The sequence below is a fragment of the Enterobacter sp. BNK-18 genome (genome assembly GCF_047456135.1).
In the GTDB taxonomy this organism is placed as follows: domain Bacteria; phylum Pseudomonadota; class Gammaproteobacteria; order Enterobacterales; family Enterobacteriaceae; genus Enterobacter; species Enterobacter ludwigii.
This window is the reverse complement of sequence record NZ_CP179899.1, coordinates 973,304-990,615: the sequence shown is the minus strand read 5'-3', so window position 1 is coordinate 990,615 and position 17,312 is coordinate 973,304. Positions and strand designations below refer to the sequence as shown.

Below are 17,312 nucleotides of genomic sequence, written 5' to 3'. Positions count from 1 at the left end.
AGAGTCACTGTAACAAAGCTCAGGATAAGAGGAAAATGAATTGCACTTAAGCATACAACAGAAATCTGATGATATTTCGCTTTTCGCAAACGGGCATCAGATATTATTACTGGGCCCCTTTCACAGAAAAAAATCTCTTACAGACTGACCTTCTCCAGGGGCTTAGATAAGATGATTTTAATAAATTCTTTATACGAGACCGGTTTACCAAAATAGTATCCCTGCAACAGGGTAATCTGATTACGGTTGAGATAGTCCAGTTGCTCCTTCGTTTCTACCCCTTCAGCCACGATATGCAGTGAGAGTTTTTTCGCCAGGTCAATCACACAGTCCAGCAGGATCGTAGAGTCTTTCGCCTCTGATACCCGGTTCACGAAACTTTTATCGATTTTAATATAATCAATCGCCAGCGCGTGCAGACAGGAGAGTCCGGAATACCCGGTCCCAAAGTCATCAAGCGCAATGACGAAACCGGCGTTATGTAACGCATTGAGATTTTCCACCAGATGAGGATTATCGATCAGCGGTTCACGCTCGGTCACTTCGAGAACCAGTTTGACCTCTTTACCATAAAAGCCTTTTCCAAAGACCCGGCAGTCAGCGATAAAAGAAGGCGCATTGATGTGTCTGGCGCTGATGTTCACCCCGATGTGAAATCCGTCCGGCAACTTAGGCAAAAGCGGCTTAAGCTCGGTCACCACTTTCGCCATTAACCCTTTGGTCAGCGGAATTATCAGGCCGCTGCGCTCGGCAATCGGAATAAAAACATCCGGTGGGATAAAGCCTGATTTTGGGTGCTTCCACCTTGCCAGCACTTCCACGCCATACAAACCGCCGGTATCGCCATTCACGATCGGCTGATAGTACGGAACGATCTCGCCGTGGATGATGGCTTTACGCAGATCGTCTTCAAACGAGCTGCTTTTCCCCCTGTAGCGACGGATAAGAATGCCAACAGCCGCAGATAACGCAAGGATAAGCAGTATGAGGCTCCATCCCTGATACAGTAAACGCGTCAGGCTGAAAAAGGCGGGAGGCTGCCAGGCCATGCTAAACGGAAAATGTGCCGATGCTGTTAAGGAACCCGCCCACTTCACGGGGGGCCAGCCGGTCACATCGCCCGCGCCGGCTATTGCTTTATCGCCAACAACCAGCCTCAGTCCCGTGTTGTTTGCTGCACTCGCAATAACATCCCGCAAATGCGCGTCGCTAACGCTTACGATAACGCGCCCTTTCGCGACGGGCATCTGAAAAAGTAACACCGGAATGCCGTTCACCAGGCGATTACCGGGGAGCAGCATCAATCCTTTGTTGGGCAGCGTCTGCGGGCGAACAATCAATACGCCGTTTCCGGGAAGGGAGGTACAGACGATCCTGCCCTGCTGCTCAATCATAATGGCGCGAAGATGCGGTTTCAGCGCAGCTTCCGAACCCAGTTCACGCTGTCCGGTGTCGGTACACCCTGCAGCGGCGACCCGTTTTGCTGTATCTGCAGCACTGACAGCCTCAGCAAGAATGGCCTCAATTTTACGCGTGCTTGCGGCGGCGGTTTCGACATAATTTGACCGGGCCATATGCCACAACTGCCAGTTAATGATCAGCATGCCACTCAGAAACACAAATAAGGCACACAGAATGGGGAGCATAAGGTTGCGCACGATTTTTTCCTTAAGAGAAAAATGCTCATTTATGACCTGTATAAGGCGATTGCCTGGCAAACTCTGCGCTGCTTAAAGCAATGTGAAAAGTTTAGTTAAGATTTATCTTAAAAAACTGGTACTTCCGCATGAGTTACTCTGACTGAATAAGATAAACCTCCGTTATTATCAGGCTTGTGCCTTGCCCTGGCTGTGTTAAGATTTGTGAAATCAGGGAGCGGACGGGAACACTGGAAAATGAAAAAGATCATTGCCGTTGCTATCATTTCAACGTTGCTGGTCGCCCTCTCTCTCTACGCGGTTAATGCGGTTATCCTGGCCCAGCAAAAGAGCAAACAGCTCGAGGTTTCCCATTCCCTTTTACAATATTCAGAAGGCCTCTCTCAAAGTGTGGCGCAGGCGCTCAAAAGCATTACTACACAGGGTTGTGATAAAACCAGTCTTGATAGTTACAGGCAGATAAAGTTAGATAGCCTCTATTTCGGGGATATCGGTTTTATTGAAAAGGGGAAAATAGCCTGTACTGCTTTTTGGGGTAAACTCGCCACTCCCGCAGCCCTTCCTGCAGAGCTGCATAAAACGTCACGGGGTTTTCTTCTGGCACAGTTTTCCAGAAAAGATTTTTTTACAGGCAATGCGGCAATTTATAATAACGTGATTATATTCACCTCCCGCTATGCTTACGATAGGTTCACGCCGATTACGGCGAACTATTCACTGAGTACGACGACCAAAGATTTCGGCAGAACATTTTTCTCAGCCTCCCCGGTGATAAAAGAACAGAGCTGGCTGCATTCGAATCTGTTTACCTTAACCCTGACGCAGTGCAGCGCCGTATGGGATTTGTGTGTGATCGTGAAGCATCACAACGCAGGGCTGGCTTCGTTGTCTCTGGTGGTGTTTACCCTTCTCACGGCAATTCTGGCTTTCATCTGGATAGCGATCACGCTGTTTTTCTTCCGCATCTATGAAGATCGGTTCTCACTGGAGCGCACGCTGGTTAACGCGGTAAAAGCCAATACCATCAGCGTTAACTACCAGCCCATTATTCGAATCCAGGATAAAAAAATGGTGGGCGTTGAAGTTCTGTCGAGATGGCGCGATAACAATCATGGAGAGGTCTCGCCTGAGCTCTTTATTCCCTTAATTAAGAAAATTGGCCTGTATCAAAAGTATTATATCAATATCATCGAAAAATCCCTGGCAGAAATCGCCTCGCTGGCGATTAAACATCAGCTGGTGATTTCATTAAATATTGGCCGAACTGAGATTGAAGACGGGCAATTCATTAAGATTCTGTGTCGTGAGTGTTTAGTGAATAGCATTCCACTCTCCTTGATAAAAGTCGAACTCTCTGAAAAGGCGGTCTCCACTGCGGATATTCTCGAAGGGTTTTGTCAGGCGTTAAAATCACTGGGTGTGAGAATATCAATTGACGATTTTGGAGTGCAAAACTCTAACCTCGCCCGCATATCGCTTCTGGAATACGATGAGATCAAAATAGACAAATCGCTGGTAGATGGTATTAATGAGCATTATAAACAGAATATATTCGTCATCTTTAGTGACGCCCTCGCCAGACTGAATAAAACGCTCGTCTTTGAAGGTGTGGAAAGCGAAACGCAATATCGCTTTATCGCAGACCGGTATCCTGATGCCCTGATTCAGGGATGGTATTTCTCTAAATCACTGACCATTGATGAACTGACGCAGCAACTTAACAACGATAAGCAAAAACCAGCGCGTTAGCATGTCAACATTGACGACGTGACGGCTCTGCATAGCGTCCAGTTATAATTCACGACGTTGAGTTTTAGCTCTCCGCAAACCTCACCGTAACGCTGCATGCGGCGCTCACGGAAAAACGCCCTCGGTGATTCAGGCAGACAGTCTGCCTGGTAGCGCAACAGCGTAGTGTGCCAGAACGGCGCTGGCAAAGGGGTATTGCCATGGCGTAAGCGCAACGCCTCTTGCCAGTCCGTGGTTAACAGACGTTCACAAAACGCCTGCCGCTGCCTCAAGGCAAGTGTATCGGGTATGCCTGCAAGCAAGAGCTGGTTGGGCAATGCCACCAGCCTGAGTTCCCGAACCGTGATGCCCAGACCGGCAAAAGGGGTCCATGCGTCGATAAGCTGATGCGTCTTCGCCGGTAACGGTGCATTCCCGTCGTAGAGAGGGAGCGTTATGGGTACGAAGGTGAAATGGAAGCCGGATGGCGGCTGGAGGTCTGCTAACGAGTCGTGGCGGGTCAACGCCCGCAGTTCCCGAAACAACATGTCGACAGACGCGGCCATTTCCGGCTGGAAACCTGTCGCCAGTGCGAGCTTTTGCGTAGCATAAAACGGCTCCCTTACCGCTCCGATACCGTCCCGCTTTTCCCAGAGCGCCAGCGTCTTCGCGTTGGTGTCGTGGTAATGTTTTTCCAGATCAGACGTTTCCATTTCTTTCCTAAAAACATATAGTCGTCACATTCAGACCGTAGATTACCCTGAAGCACACTCTCATTTGGTTAAAACGTGAAAAATTCTCTGTTGTTTCCGCTGGTACTCTTTTTCCTGATCGTTATTTTCGCCCTGCTCATCGGTAAACCCTCAACGCACATCCCGGATAAAAAATGCATGTGGTCCGATAGCGTGATGCTGAGCTGTTTAGCAAAGCATCAGCACAACGGTTTTTGAGGCAGACTATTCATTTCCCCACTGATTGAGGAAGTTCGCAATATCATCAATGCGCGCGCTACGGATGCCGGCTTCACTCGCCATCTCTTGCTGGGCTTCCTCGCTGATCTCTTCATTGTTCGATAAACGGGTGAGCAGCAACTGGAAATAACAGGCAAGAGGATCGCGCTCTGCCTCACTTACCGGCTCCGCGGCTTCCGACGCGTATTCATCGACGATGTCATAATACTTAAGTGGAATTTCATTGTGCATAAACAGTCTCTTCTCTGACCTTTAAGGGTAATGCCTGAGTATATCGGACGGCACTCTTAGACCAAAGCCTTGTTAATCAACGCAACCACAGTGCAATCAATGCAGCCAGCGCCGGTAAAGCCTGAACATAGAGTATTTTTCGGCTGGCGGTCATGGCACCGTAAATGCCCGCAATCAACACGCAGGTCAAAAAGAAGAAGACCACAGGAACACCGCTTTCACCAAGCCACAGTCCCCAGAGCAGTCCCGCTGCCAGAAAACCGTTATACAACCCCTGATTTGCGGCCAGCACACGGGTATCACGTGCAAAATCAGGGCTGAGATTAAATGCCTTGTGGCCTGTTTTTGTGTTCCACAGGAACATTTCCAGCACAAGTATGTAGAGATGAATTAACGCAACAATAACGACAAGGATCGTAGCTAACATCTTGCAGTCTCCCGCAGGCTGAGGAAAAAAACGGGGACCTTCTGGCCCCCGTTCACGTTTAACCCAGAATCTGGATGACATATTCGCGATGATCGCGTCGCCAGACTCTGAACATTTTAGCATCTTCTATAGCGTTAACGATTGGGCCAGCGACTTCAACCATTTTATATGGTGCATCAACGTGACACCGAAACGTACATTAACTCAGAACGCTGCCGTTCCATACCTCTCCGAGATTTATTACCCGGTCATTATTGTATGCACCAGAGGCATTCAGGTTTTTCAGCGGGCTCCAGTCATTGTTCCAGGGGATAAACATGGTTGCTTTAGGATATTTCTGAAGAATAACACTCACTAAGTTTGCATAATCAAACTGGCCGTTAATTGTTGATGGCCCCACTTCTGCAAAGGCAAACGGCTTATTCAATGCCACCATTTCATCGTAACCGTTTACAGTGGCAGGATTGTCTGTATACAAGTCCAGGCCAGTAATATCAACATACTCTGCGCCAGGGTAATAAGATGTCTTATAATCCCGGTTTGCATCAGGAGAGAAGACCCAGAGTAAATTGTTTAACCCTTTCGTTTTAACGAAATAGTTAAAGATATCCTGATACAGGCGTCGATACAGATCCATACGTACAGTATCGTTTGTATTCTCACCGGTTGCCCCCCACCAGAACCACTCGCCATTCATCTCATGCAAGGGTCGATAAAAGACGGTGACACCTTTCTCATTCAGTTGCTGTAGGCCCTGAGCGACTTTATCAAGCATTGCCAGCCAGCGCCCACGCGACGGTGTTCCAGACTGTAAGATTGCAGAAAATTCATCATTACTCACAGGATGCTTGAGAGCCCCCTTTCCATCACCTGGATTATTCCCCGCAAAACAAGGGTTTGGTAAATGGTGGCTGATCGCGACCAGTCCGCCTTTTTTCCAGTGGTCGATCAGATCGGCATTACAACCAAAATCGATCAAACTGGCTTCCTCTCCTGGGGTACAGGCATCCCAGCCACGGGCATAGTCAGCGCTATAAATAGCGGGGAATTTCCCGGTCAGGGCCTGCAGGTCTTTTCCTTGTTGCAGGGAAAAAGCATCGACGCCGCCGATATTGCTATAGCCACCAAAAATACCTGAAATGAGCTTTTTACCCTGTCGTTCGGACAGACCACTCAACCACTGATAAATCATTTTCGCATTATTATCTGCAGACTGATTTGCGGGTACTACAGCAAAAGTACTCATTTATAGAATATCCTTACGTCTCGATTGGAAAATACATGGCAATGAATAACCATGCGTGTTTGCTACGTACACAATAAAACCGATATTGCCCGGCTTTATTTTTTCGTACAGTTTGTCTGGCTTTTCCCACTACCGCGGACAGTGCCAGCGCAGCAATACCGTTTGATTAAACAACTTGCTGCGACAAGGATATTTATATCAGCCGCCTGCTTAAAATGATGCTAATTCACGTTGTGCTATCTCCCGTAATACGAGTGATATTCCGCACACCAGAAGTTATGCTGACAACAGAATTAATGAGAGTTTCACCGTAATCGCGTCGTACCCGATAAGTCATATCAGGTATTCATGATCGCGGCACCGGGTGAGGCCGGACACCATAACAATGAATTTAGTGAGACGTGGAACTAAGATATTCAAGAAATTTTGGGGCATACATCGCCGAATCAAACGGCGAAAGCGCATGATGGCCCGGTAAAGCGTGGACGGTAAATGCTATTGAAGGGAGGGGTTTTGATAACCGTACGAAGTCGAATAATAAAAAACGGGAACCCATCGGCTCCCGTTCTTGTTTAACCCAGAATCTGGATTACATGTTCGCGATAATCGCGTCGCCAAACTCTGAGCATTTCAGCAGCTTAGCGCCTTCCATCAGACGTTCGAAATCGTACGTTACGGTTTTGGCGTTAATCGCGCCTTCCATACCTTTAACGATCAGGTCAGCCGCTTCGAACCATTCCATATGACGGAGCATCATTTCTGCAGACAGGATGATAGAACCTGGGTTCACTTTATCCTGGCCGGCATATTTTGGTGCCGTACCGTGGGTCGCTTCGAACAGTGCGCACTCGTCACCGATGTTCGCACCAGGAGCGATACCAATACCGCCAACCTGCGCCGCCAGGGCGTCGGAGATATAGTCACCGTTCAGGTTCATACAGGCGATAACGTCATATTCAGCAGGACGCAGCAGGATCTGCTGCAGGAACGCATCGGCGATCACATCTTTAATGATGATCTCTTTGCCGGTGTTCGGGTTCTTGATCTTCTGCCACGGACCACCGTCAATCAGCTCACCACCGAACTCTTCCATCGCCAGCTGGTAGCCCCAGTCTTTGAATGCGCCTTCGGTGAACTTCATGATGTTGCCTTTGTGAACCAGCGTCACAGAGTCACGGTCGTTGGTGATCGCGTATTCAATGGCCGCACGCACCAGACGTTTAGTCCCTTCTTCGGAGCAAGGCTTGATACCGATACCGCAATGCTCAGGGAAGCGAATTTTCTTCACGCCCATCTCTTCGCGCAGGAATTTAATCACTTTCTCTGCGTCAGCAGAGTCCGCTTTCCACTCGATGCCCGCGTAGATGTCTTCTGAGTTTTCGCGGAAGATAACCATGTCGGTCAGTTCAGGGTGCTTAACCGGGCTTGGGGTGCCCTGATAGTAACGAACCGGACGCAGACACACGTACAGGTCCAGCTCCTGACGCAGCGCAACGTTCAGGGAACGAATACCGCCACCGACTGGAGTTGTCAGAGGGCCTTTAATAGCAACGCGGTAGTCGCGGATCAGGTCCAGCGTTTCAGCTGGCAGCCAAACGTCCTGGCCATAAACTTGAGTAGATTTTTCACCGGTGTAAATTTCCATCCAGGAAATTTTACGCTCGCCTTTGTAGGCTTTCTCAACAGCGGCATCAACCACTTTCAGCATTGCCGGGGTAACGTCTACACCGATACCGTCACCTTCGATGAACGGGATAATCGGATTGTGAGGAACGTTAATCTTGCCGTTTTGCAGGGTGATCTTTTTACCTTCCGCCGGAACAACTACTTTGCTTTCCATTAACCTCTCCTTCGAGCGCTTCTGGTTGTTACTGATCTTATGTTAATAAATTGTAATGAGCCCTTCGATAGTACCTGATTGTCCGACGCCATGAAAGGTCTTCGTTAATAGGCTATAATGCGGCAATTGATAACGTCTGAAAATACCATGAAGAAAACTTCTTTTACAAAACACCGGGTTGAGCGATTCAGCTCACGACAAGCCGCCAGAAGACCACAAGAATCCCAGCCAAAGCGGGTGATTTTGTTCAATAAACCCTACGATGTTTTGCCGCAGTTTACTGACGAAGCCGGACGCAGCACGCTGAAGGATTACATTCCTGTTCAGGGCGTCTACGCCGCTGGCCGTCTGGACCGGGATAGCGAAGGACTTCTGGTCTTAACCAACGATGGTGCCTTACAGGCCAGGCTCACTCAGCCGGGCAAACGCACGGGAAAGATTTACTTCGTCCAGGTTGAAGGTGAACCGGATGATGAGACGCTGGCGACATTACGCCGCGGCGTGACGTTAAACGATGGTCCTACCTTGCCTGCAGGTATTGAGCTCGTCAGCGAGCCGGAATGGCTGTGGCCACGCACGCCGCCTATCCGCGAGCGCAAATCCATCCCGACGAGCTGGCTCAAGATCACCCTTTATGAAGGCCGTAATCGCCAGGTGCGTCGGATGACCGCACACGTGGGCTTCCCTACCCTGCGACTTATTCGCTATGCCATGGGCAACTACACCCTGGATTCACTGGCAAACGGTGAATGGCGGGACGTTACCCCTTAAGGAGTCACTATGTTTAAACCGCATGTCACGGTCGCCTGCGTGGTTCACGCGCAGGGTAAGTTTCTGGTCGTAGAAGAGAGTATTAACGGCAAGGCGCTGTGGAACCAGCCTGCCGGGCACCTAGAAGCCAATGAAACCTTACTGCAGGCCGCTAAACGCGAACTGTGGGAAGAGACCGGTATCCACGCGGAGCCGCAGCACTTCATCCGTATGCACCAGTGGATTGCCCCTGATCACACCCCGTTCCTGCGCTTTTTATTTGCCGTCGAGCTTAGCGAAACGTGCGCCACAGAGCCGCAGGACGATGATATCGATCGCTGCCTGTGGGTCACTGCCGAAGAGATCCTAAATGCGCCAAACCTGCGCTCGCCGCTGGTTGCCGAGAGTATCCGCTGCTGGCAGTCTGCTGGTCGCCTGCCGCTTGAGGTGATTGGAGAATTTAACTGGCCGTTTACAGAGGGTGCCAATGGTGGGGGGGCGTGATAGAATACGCCGCCTTGAAGTTCAATGTCGTGAGTATTCCATGTCAGATAACAGCCAGAAAAAAGTGATCGTCGGCATGTCCGGCGGTGTCGATTCCTCCGTTTCCGCCTACCTGTTGCAACAACAGGGCTATAAGGTGGAGGGCCTGTTCATGAAGAACTGGGAGGAAGATGATGGCGAGGAATATTGCACTGCTGCTGCGGATCTCGCCGATGCGCAGGCGGTGTGCGATAAGCTGGGCATTGAACTGCACACCGTTAACTTTGCCGCAGAATACTGGGACAACGTCTTCGAGCTTTTCCTGGAAGAGTACAAAGCCGGTCGTACCCCGAACCCGGACATTCTGTGCAACAAAGAGATCAAATTTAAAGCCTTCCTGGAATTCGCCGCAGAAGATCTGGGCGCAGACTATATTGCGACCGGGCACTACGTGCGTCGTGCCGATGTGAATGGCAAAAGCCAGCTGCTGCGCGGTCTGGATGGCAACAAAGATCAAAGCTACTTCCTTTATACACTCAGCCACGAACAGATTGCGCAAAGCCTGTTCCCGGTAGGCGAGCTTGAAAAGCCGCAGGTGCGTAAAATCGCCGAAGAGCTGGATCTGATCACTGCTAAGAAAAAAGACTCTACCGGTATCTGTTTTATCGGCGAGCGTAAATTCCGCGATTTCCTTGGTCGTTACCTGCCGGCACAGCCGGGCAAAATCGTTACCGTCGACGGTGATGAAATTGGTCAACATCAGGGGCTGATGTACCACACGCTGGGCCAGCGTAAAGGGCTGGGTATTGGCGGCACCAAAGAAGGCAGCGAAGATCCGTGGTACGTCGTAGATAAAGATGTCGAAAACAATATTCTGGTTGTTGCTCAGGGCCACGACCATCCGCGTCTGATGTCCGTCGGCCTCATCGCACAACAGCTGCACTGGGTCGATCGTGAGCCGCTGAAGGGTACGCTGCGCTGCACGGTAAAAACACGCTATCGCCAGACCGATATCCCTTGTACCGTCACCGCGCTGGATGATGAACGCATTGATGTGCGTTTCGACGAGCCGGTTGCGGCGGTCACCCCAGGCCAGTCCGCCGTATTCTACAGCGGCGAAATCTGTCTGGGCGGCGGGATCATTGAACAGCGCCTGCCGCTGCCGGCCGTTTAACACGATTGCACACATAAAGGAGAACGTGTGGCGAAGAACTATTATGACATCACCCTGGCACTGGCTGGAATTTGCCAGTCTGCCCGTCTGGTGCAACAGCTGGCGCATCAGGGTCATTGCGATGCTGACGCGCTGCACGTTTCACTCAACAGCGTTATCGACCTCAACCCCGGTTCGACTCTGGGTGTCTTCGGTGGGAGTGAAACCAATCTTCGTCTCGGTCTTGAAACTTTGCTTGGCGTGCTCAACGCCAGTAGCCGCCAGGGGTTGAACGCGGAGCTGACCCGCTACACGTTAAGCCTGATGGTACTGGAGCGTAAGCTCAGTGCGGCCAAAGGCGCGCTTGATACGCTCGGTGACCGCATTGCCGGGCTGCAGCGCCAGCTCGACCATTTTGATCTGCAGTCCGAAACGCTGCTCAGTGCCATGGCCGGCATTTATGTTGACGTCATCAGCCCGCTGGGCCCACGTATTCAGGTCACCGGCTCTCCTGCCGTGCTGCAAAGCCCGCAGGTTCAGGCAAAAGTCCGCGCCTCCCTGCTGGCGGGTATTCGTGCCGCCGTGCTGTGGCATCAGGTTGGCGGTGGCCGCCTGCAGTTAATGTTTTCTCGTAATCGCCTGACGACTCAGGCAAAACAAATTCTTGCTCATTGTTAACCTCCCGGAGTTGCGAATTATGGAATTATCCTCACTGACCGCCGTATCCCCTGTAGATGGACGCTACGGCGATAAAGTCAGCGCGCTGCGCGGGATCTTCAGCGAATATGGTTTGCTGAAGTTCCGTGTTCAGGTTGAAGTACGCTGGCTGCAAAAGCTGGCCGCCCAGGCAGCAATCAAGGAAGTTCCTGCTTTTGACGCCCAGGCAAACGATTACCTCGATAAAATCGTTGCTGACTTCAACGAAGAAGATGCTGCGCGCATTAAAACTATTGAGCGCACCACCAACCATGACGTAAAAGCGGTTGAGTATTTCCTTAAAGAGAAAGTGGCAAGCGTGCCTGCGCTGCATGCCGTGTCTGAATTCATTCACTTCGCCTGCACCTCAGAAGACATTAACAACCTGTCTCATGCACTGATGCTCTCCACCGCACGTAAAGACGTGGTGCTGCCTTACTGGCGTAAAATCATCGACGCGGTAAAAGCACTGTCTGTCGAATATCGTGATATTCCGCTGCTGTCCCGTACCCACGGTCAGCCGGCCACTCCCTCCACGATGGGTAAAGAGATGGCAAACGTGGCGTACCGTATGGAACGTCAGTATCGTCAGCTGGAGCAGGTCGAGATTCTGGGTAAAATCAACGGTGCGGTAGGTAACTACAACGCCCACATCGCCGCCTACCCGGAAGTGGACTGGCATCAGTTCAGCGAAGCGTTCGTGACCTCTCTGGGCATTCAGTGGAACCCGTACACCACCCAGATTGAGCCGCACGACTATATCGCGGAACTGTTTGACTGCATCGCTCGCTTCAACACCATTCTGATCGATTTCGATCGTGACGTGTGGGGTTACATCGCGCTGAACCACTTCAAACAGAAGACCATCGCCGGTGAAATTGGCTCCTCAACCATGCCGCACAAAGTCAACCCAATCGACTTCGAAAACTCCGAAGGCAACCTGGGCCTGGCGAATGCGGTGCTGCAGCACATGGCGAGCAAACTGCCAGTTTCCCGCTGGCAGCGCGACCTGACTGACTCCACCGTGCTGCGTAACCTGGGCGTGGGTATCGGCTACGCGCTGATCGCGTATCAGTCCGCCCTGAAAGGTGTAAGCAAACTGGAAGTGAACCGCGACCGTCTGCTGGACGAGCTGGATCACAACTGGGAAGTGCTGGCAGAGCCCATTCAGACCGTCATGCGTCGTTATGGCATTGAAAAACCATACGAGAAACTGAAAGAGCTGACGCGCGGCAAACGCGTAGACGCCGAAGGCATGAAACAGTTTATCGACAGTCTGGAACTGCCAGAAGACGAGAAAACCCGCCTGAAAGCGATGACCCCGGCAAACTATATCGGCCGTGCCATCACCATGGTTGACGAGCTGAAGTAACCTCCCTTCCCCCTTTCCGCCTGGAAAGGGGGCTGCTTTTCCCCGGTTTACTTAATGTTTATCCCCACAACAACATAATCAGCGTTAAACTATTCATACCATTCATATAGGGAGAAAAGATGATGCGCGTACTGGTTGTTGAGGATAACGCATTGCTACGCCATCACCTGAAGGTTCAGCTTCAGGAGATGGGACATCAGGTGGACGATGCCGAAGATGCAAAAGAAGCCGATTATTATCTCAATGAGCACCTGCCGGACATCGCCATCGTCGATCTCGGATTGCCTGATGAAGACGGTTTGTCGTTGATTCGTCGCTGGCGCAGCCATGATGTCTCCCTTCCGGTTCTGGTGTTGACCGCACGTGAAGGCTGGCAGGACAAGGTTGAAGTGCTCAGCGCAGGTGCGGATGATTACGTTACCAAGCCGTTTCACATCGAAGAAGTGGCGGCACGCATGCAGGCATTGCTGCGCCGTAACAGCGGCCTGGCCTCCCAGGTGATTTCGATTCCCCCTTTCCAGGTAGATCTCTCCCGTCGTGAATTCTCGATCAATAATGAAGTCATTAAGCTGACCGCGTTTGAATACACCATCATGGAAACGTTAATCCGCAACAGCGGCAAAGTGGTGAGCAAAGACTCCTTAATGCTTCAGCTTTATCCGGATGCCGAGCTGCGTGAGAGCCACACGATTGATGTGTTGATGGGACGTTTGCGCAAGAAAATTCAGGCGGAGTACCCGCAGGACGTGATCACGACCGTCCGTGGTCAGGGTTATCTGTTCGAAATACGCTAAATGAAAGGGATCTTGCGTCATATTCTGCCCCTCTCGCTGCGGGTTCGCTTTTTACTGGCAACAGCCGCCGTCGTGCTGGTGTTATCCCTCTCCTACGGCATGGTGGCTCTGGTGGGCTACAGCGTCAGTTTTGATAAAACAACTTTTCGACTGTTGCGTGGTGAAAGCAACCTGTTTTATACCCTGGCGAAATGGGAAAACAACACGATCACCGTCGAAATGCCGGAAAACCTTAACCAGCAAAGCCCGACGCTGGCCCTGATTTATAACGAAAAGGGAAAACTACTTTGGGCACAACGCGATATTCCATGGCTGGTTAAAAGTATTCGTCCGGAATGGCTTAAGACCAATGGTTTCCACGAACTTGAAGCCGATCTGAACACCACCAGCTCGCTGCTGCGCGAGGACCGCTCCCTGCAGCAAAAGCTGAATGAGATCCGCGCAGACGATGCCGAAACAGAAATGACGCATTCCGTGGCGATTAACCTCTACCCGGCCACGATGAACATGCCGCAGTTAACTATCGTGGTGGTCGATACCATCCCGGTCGAACTTAAACGTTCTTATATGGTATGGAACTGGTTCGTCTATGTTCTGGCCGCGAATCTGCTGCTGGTGATCCCGCTGCTGTGGCTCGCCGCGTGGTGGAGTTTACGCCCCATCGAATCGCTGGCGAGAGAGGTGCGCGAGCTGGAAGAACATCATCGTGAGAAGCTCAACCCGGAGACTACCCGCGAGCTGACAAGCCTGGTGCGTAACCTCAACCGTCTGCTGAAAAGCGAACGTGAGCGCTATGATAAATACCGCACCACCCTCACCGACCTCACGCATAGCCTGAAAACGCCGCTGGCGGTGATGCAAAGTACCCTGCGTTCGATGCGCAGCTCAAAGCTGAGCGTTGATGACGCCGAGCCGGTGATGCTGGAACAGATCAGCCGTATTTCTCAGCAAATTGGTTACTATCTGCACCGTGCCAGCATGCGTTCCGGCAGCGCGTTATTGAGCCGCGAACTGCATCCTGTGGCACCGCTTCTGGATAACCTCACCTCCGCGCTCAACAAGGTTTACCAGCGCAAAGGGGTCAATATCAGCCTCGATATCTCTCCCGAAATCAGCTTTGTTGGTGAAAAAAATGATTTCATGGAAGTGATGGGCAATCTGCTGGATAACGCCTGTAAATATTGCCTGGAATTCGTGGAAGTTTCCGCGCGTCAGACGGATAACGAATTGCATATTATCGTTGAGGATGATGGCCCGGGGATCCCGCGCAATAAACGTGATGTGGTATTCGACCGCGGTCAGCGTGCGGATACGTTGCGCCCCGGCCAGGGGGTTGGGTTAGCGGTGGCACGCGAAATCGTCGACCAGTACGACGGAAAAATTGAAACCGAAGACAGTTTACTCGGAGGCGCCAGAATGGAGGTCATTTTCGGTCGCCAGCAGCCCATATCGAACGATAGTTAACCCGTTATGTGAAAAATGCGAGGATCTCGCACCCAGGCTCCTGTGCTTCCGTTATAATCCGAGTCAGTAAGAGCCTGCGGAATAAAAAAATATGGATTATCACTTAACACTTAACTGGCCCGAATTTATTGAACGTTACTGGCAGAAACGCCCGGTCGTTCTTAAACGCGGGTTCAGCAATTTTGTCGATCCTCTCTCCCCTGACGAACTGGCCGGTCTGGCCATGGAGAGTGAAGTCGACAGCCGCCTGGTAAGCCACCAGGACGGGAAATGGCAGGTCAGCCACGGTCCTTTCGAAAGCTACGATCACCTCGGTGAAAACAACTGGTCATTACTGGTTCAGGCGGTTAACCACTGGCATGAACCGACTGCGGCGTTAATGCGTCCCTTCCGCGCCCTGCCCGACTGGCGAATGGACGATCTGATGATCTCCTTCTCCGTGCCAGGAGGGGGCGTTGGGCCGCATCTTGACCAGTACGACGTCTTTATCATTCAGGGTACAGGCCGCCGCCGCTGGCGCGTGGGCGACAAAGTGCCGATGAAACAGCACTGCCCGCATCCGGACCTGCTTCAGGTCGATCCGTTTGAAGGGATTATCGATGAAGAGCTGGAGCCGGGTGATATTCTCTATATCCCACCAGGGTTCCCGCACGAAGGGTATTCGCTGGAAAACTCGCTGAACTACTCCGTCGGATTCCGCGCACCAAGCGGTCGCGAAATGATCAGCGGCTTTGCTGACTACGTGCTGCAGCGTGAACTGGGCAGCCATCGTTACAGCGATCCGGATATGCCTGCACGCGAGCACCCGGCCGATATTGTGCCAGCCGAACTGGATAAGCTTCGCGGCATGATGCTGGATTTGATCAATGAACCGGCGCATTTCAGCCAGTGGTTTGGTGAGTTTATCAGCCAGTCACGCCATGAGCTGGATGTGGCACCGCCAGAGCCGCCATACCAGGCCGACGAGATTTATGACGCATTGCAGCAGGGCGACAAACTGGTTCGTCTGGGCGGGTTGCGCGTACTGCGCATCGGTGAAGATGTTTTCGTTAACGGCGAGAAGCTAGACTCCCCTCACCGTCCGGCGCTGGAGGCTATTGCCAGCCACCTGACCTTAACGGCTGATACCTTTGGCGATGCGCTGGAAGATCCCTCTTTCCTCGCGATGCTCGCCGCGCTGGTGAACAGCGGGTACTGGTTCTTTGAGGACTAAACCGTAAAGAAAAGCGTGCCGGGTGGCGGCTTCGCCTGACCCGGCTTTTTTTTGTCCTTACCGCGCCGCGGTCAGCTCCGCAATTCGCACAATCACCTTCACCGCTTTTTCCATTCCTTCCAGCGTCACGAACTCGTGCTTGCCGTGATAGTTGTAGCCACCGGTAAACAGATTCGGGCAAGGCAGCCCCATGAACGACAGCTGCGAACCGTCTGTGCCGCCACGAATCGGTTTTAACAGCGGTTCAATATCACAGTCACGCATTGCCTGCTGCGCGATATCGAGGATATGCGAATGCGCCATCACTTTCTCGCGCATGTTGTAGTAGCTGTCTTCGATAATCAGCTCGATATAGCAATCCGGATGCAGACCCTTACCGACCTTTTTGGCTATCTCCATCATCTTACGTTTACGCGCTTCAAATGCTTTACGGTCAAAGTCGCGAATGATGTAGTGCATCTGCGCATTGTCTACGGTGCCCTTAATGCTGGTCAGGTGATAAAAACCTTCATAACCGTCGGTCTGTTCCGGGCTCTCTTCTGGCGGAACTTCCGCATGAATACGCGCCGCCAGCGACAACGCGTTCACCATGACCCCTTTGGCGGAGCCAGGATGAACGTTGTTTCCGACGATTTTGATTGTCACGGACGCCGCGTTGAAATTCTCGAACTCCAGTTCCCCTACGCCGCCACCGTCGACGGTGTAGGCCCACTTCGCGTTAAAGGCATCTACGTCGAAGTGTTTTGCCCCCTTGCCGACCTCTTCATCCGGCGTAAAGGCGACACGGATATCCCCGTGCGGGATATTTTTCTCTTTCAGCACCGCCAGCGCCGTCATGATCTCGGCAATCCCCGCTTTGTCATCGGCGCCCAGCAGCGTTTTGCCGTCGGTGGTGATGAGCGTCTGACCGAGCAGCTGGTGCAGCACCGGGAACATCACCGGCGACAGTACTTCGTCACCAATCCCCAGCGCAATGTCGCCGCCGCGGTAGTTTTCAACAATCTGCGGGTTCACATGTTTACCGCTAAAATCCGGAGAGGTGTCGACATGGGAGATAAAGCCAATCGCCGGGATATCACCGGAGACATTCGCAGGCAGCGTTCCCATCACAGTGCCTTTCTCGCTTAACGTGACGTTAACCAGCCCCATGGCGTCGAGCTGCTCTTTGAGCAGGTTTAATAACTTCCACTGGCCTTCGGTGCTTGGCACCTGGCGGACACCCGGTTTAGATTGGGTATCCAGCGAAACGTACTGTAAAAAACGCTCAAGTAATTTATCCATGCAGT

Annotated in this window: 16 protein-coding genes; 9 read left to right on the top strand and 7 right to left on the bottom strand. The window is 51.7% G+C overall.

The genetic code is table 11. The features are described from left to right. Nucleotides 1-137 precede the first annotated feature (137 nt). Entirely contained in the window at nucleotides 138-1,658 is a 1,521-nt protein-coding gene (locus ACMGG3_RS04700) for an EAL domain-containing protein (RefSeq protein WP_414149634.1), read from the bottom strand. Between the two features lie 237 nt (nucleotides 1,659-1,895). Here ACMGG3_RS04700 and ACMGG3_RS04695 point away from each other — a divergent pair, with 237 nt between their 5' ends. Further along, nucleotides 1,896-3,407: an EAL domain-containing protein gene (locus ACMGG3_RS04695; protein ID WP_414149633.1), complete on the top strand. Its 1,512-nt coding sequence runs from the start codon at nucleotides 1,896-1,898 to the stop codon at nucleotides 3,405-3,407. Here ACMGG3_RS04695 and ACMGG3_RS04690 read toward each other — a convergent pair. From ACMGG3_RS04690 to icd, 5 genes are all read right to left on the bottom strand, one after another. Beyond that, the gene (locus tag ACMGG3_RS04690; protein ID WP_337275406.1) at nucleotides 3,404-4,099 is read right to left on the bottom strand and encodes a hypothetical protein; all 696 of its coding nucleotides are present in this window, start codon (nucleotides 4,097-4,099) and stop codon (nucleotides 3,404-3,406) included. The two genes, ACMGG3_RS04695 and ACMGG3_RS04690, sit on opposite strands and share 4 nt — an antisense overlap. A gap of 243 nt (nucleotides 4,100-4,342) precedes the next feature. After that, on the bottom strand, nucleotides 4,343-4,588 hold the full coding sequence (locus tag ACMGG3_RS04685; RefSeq protein ID WP_014169620.1) for a YmjA family protein: 246 nt from the start codon (nucleotides 4,586-4,588) through the stop codon (nucleotides 4,343-4,345). 76 nt (nucleotides 4,589-4,664) lie between these two features. Beyond that, entirely contained in the window at nucleotides 4,665-5,015 is a 351-nt protein-coding gene (locus tag ACMGG3_RS04680) for a DUF1304 domain-containing protein (RefSeq protein WP_337275405.1), read from the bottom strand. A gap of 199 nt (nucleotides 5,016-5,214) precedes the next feature. Beyond that, complete coding sequence (locus ACMGG3_RS04675; RefSeq protein ID WP_214578776.1) at nucleotides 5,215-6,261, bottom strand: glycosyl hydrolase; 1,047 nt, start codon at nucleotides 6,259-6,261, stop codon at nucleotides 5,215-5,217. A 589-nt stretch (nucleotides 6,262-6,850) separates the two neighbouring features. Further along, nucleotides 6,851-8,101, bottom strand: coding sequence for an NADP-dependent isocitrate dehydrogenase (gene icd / locus ACMGG3_RS04670; RefSeq protein WP_014169617.1), 1,251 nt, complete (start codon nucleotides 8,099-8,101; stop codon nucleotides 6,851-6,853). A gap of 117 nt (nucleotides 8,102-8,218) precedes the next feature. Here icd and rluE point away from each other — a divergent pair, with 117 nt between their 5' ends. The 8 genes from rluE (at nucleotide 8,219) to ACMGG3_RS04630 (ending at nucleotide 16,026) form a co-directional block, all read left to right on the top strand. Beyond that, nucleotides 8,219-8,872, top strand: coding sequence for a 23S rRNA pseudouridine(2457) synthase RluE (gene rluE / locus ACMGG3_RS04665; protein WP_032677944.1), 654 nt, complete (start codon nucleotides 8,219-8,221; stop codon nucleotides 8,870-8,872). A gap of 9 nt (nucleotides 8,873-8,881) precedes the next feature. After that, nucleotides 8,882-9,355, top strand: coding sequence for an NUDIX hydrolase (locus ACMGG3_RS04660; protein ID WP_020884456.1), 474 nt, complete (start codon nucleotides 8,882-8,884; stop codon nucleotides 9,353-9,355). Nucleotides 9,356-9,395: 40 nt separating this feature from the next. Continuing rightward, nucleotides 9,396-10,508 (top strand): tRNA 2-thiouridine(34) synthase MnmA, encoded by a 1,113-nt coding sequence (gene mnmA / locus ACMGG3_RS04655; RefSeq protein WP_032670452.1) that lies wholly within the window; start codon nucleotides 9,396-9,398, stop codon nucleotides 10,506-10,508. Nucleotides 10,509-10,535: 27 nt separating this feature from the next. After that, nucleotides 10,536-11,165, top strand: a complete 630-nt coding sequence (gene hflD / locus ACMGG3_RS04650; RefSeq protein ID WP_014169611.1) for a high frequency lysogenization protein HflD — start codon at nucleotides 10,536-10,538, stop codon at nucleotides 11,163-11,165. 19 nt (nucleotides 11,166-11,184) lie between these two features. After that, the gene (gene purB / locus ACMGG3_RS04645; protein ID WP_414149632.1) at nucleotides 11,185-12,555 is read left to right on the top strand and encodes an adenylosuccinate lyase; all 1,371 of its coding nucleotides are present in this window, start codon (nucleotides 11,185-11,187) and stop codon (nucleotides 12,553-12,555) included. 122 nt (nucleotides 12,556-12,677) lie between these two features. After that, nucleotides 12,678-13,349, top strand: coding sequence for a two-component system response regulator PhoP (gene phoP, locus ACMGG3_RS04640; RefSeq protein ID WP_032670531.1), 672 nt, complete (start codon nucleotides 12,678-12,680; stop codon nucleotides 13,347-13,349). After that, nucleotides 13,350-14,813 (top strand): two-component system sensor histidine kinase PhoQ, encoded by a 1,464-nt coding sequence (gene phoQ, locus ACMGG3_RS04635; protein WP_020884647.1) that lies wholly within the window; start codon nucleotides 13,350-13,352, stop codon nucleotides 14,811-14,813. Nucleotides 14,814-14,904: 91 nt separating this feature from the next. Continuing rightward, nucleotides 14,905-16,026: a JmjC domain-containing protein gene (locus tag ACMGG3_RS04630; RefSeq protein WP_414149631.1), complete on the top strand. Its 1,122-nt coding sequence runs from the start codon at nucleotides 14,905-14,907 to the stop codon at nucleotides 16,024-16,026. 57 nt (nucleotides 16,027-16,083) lie between these two features. Here the strand turns inward: ACMGG3_RS04630 and pepT are convergent, their stop codons facing one another. After that, entirely contained in the window at nucleotides 16,084-17,307 is a 1,224-nt protein-coding gene (gene pepT / locus ACMGG3_RS04625; RefSeq protein ID WP_414149630.1) for a peptidase T, read from the bottom strand. Nucleotides 17,308-17,312: the final 5 nt, after the last annotated feature.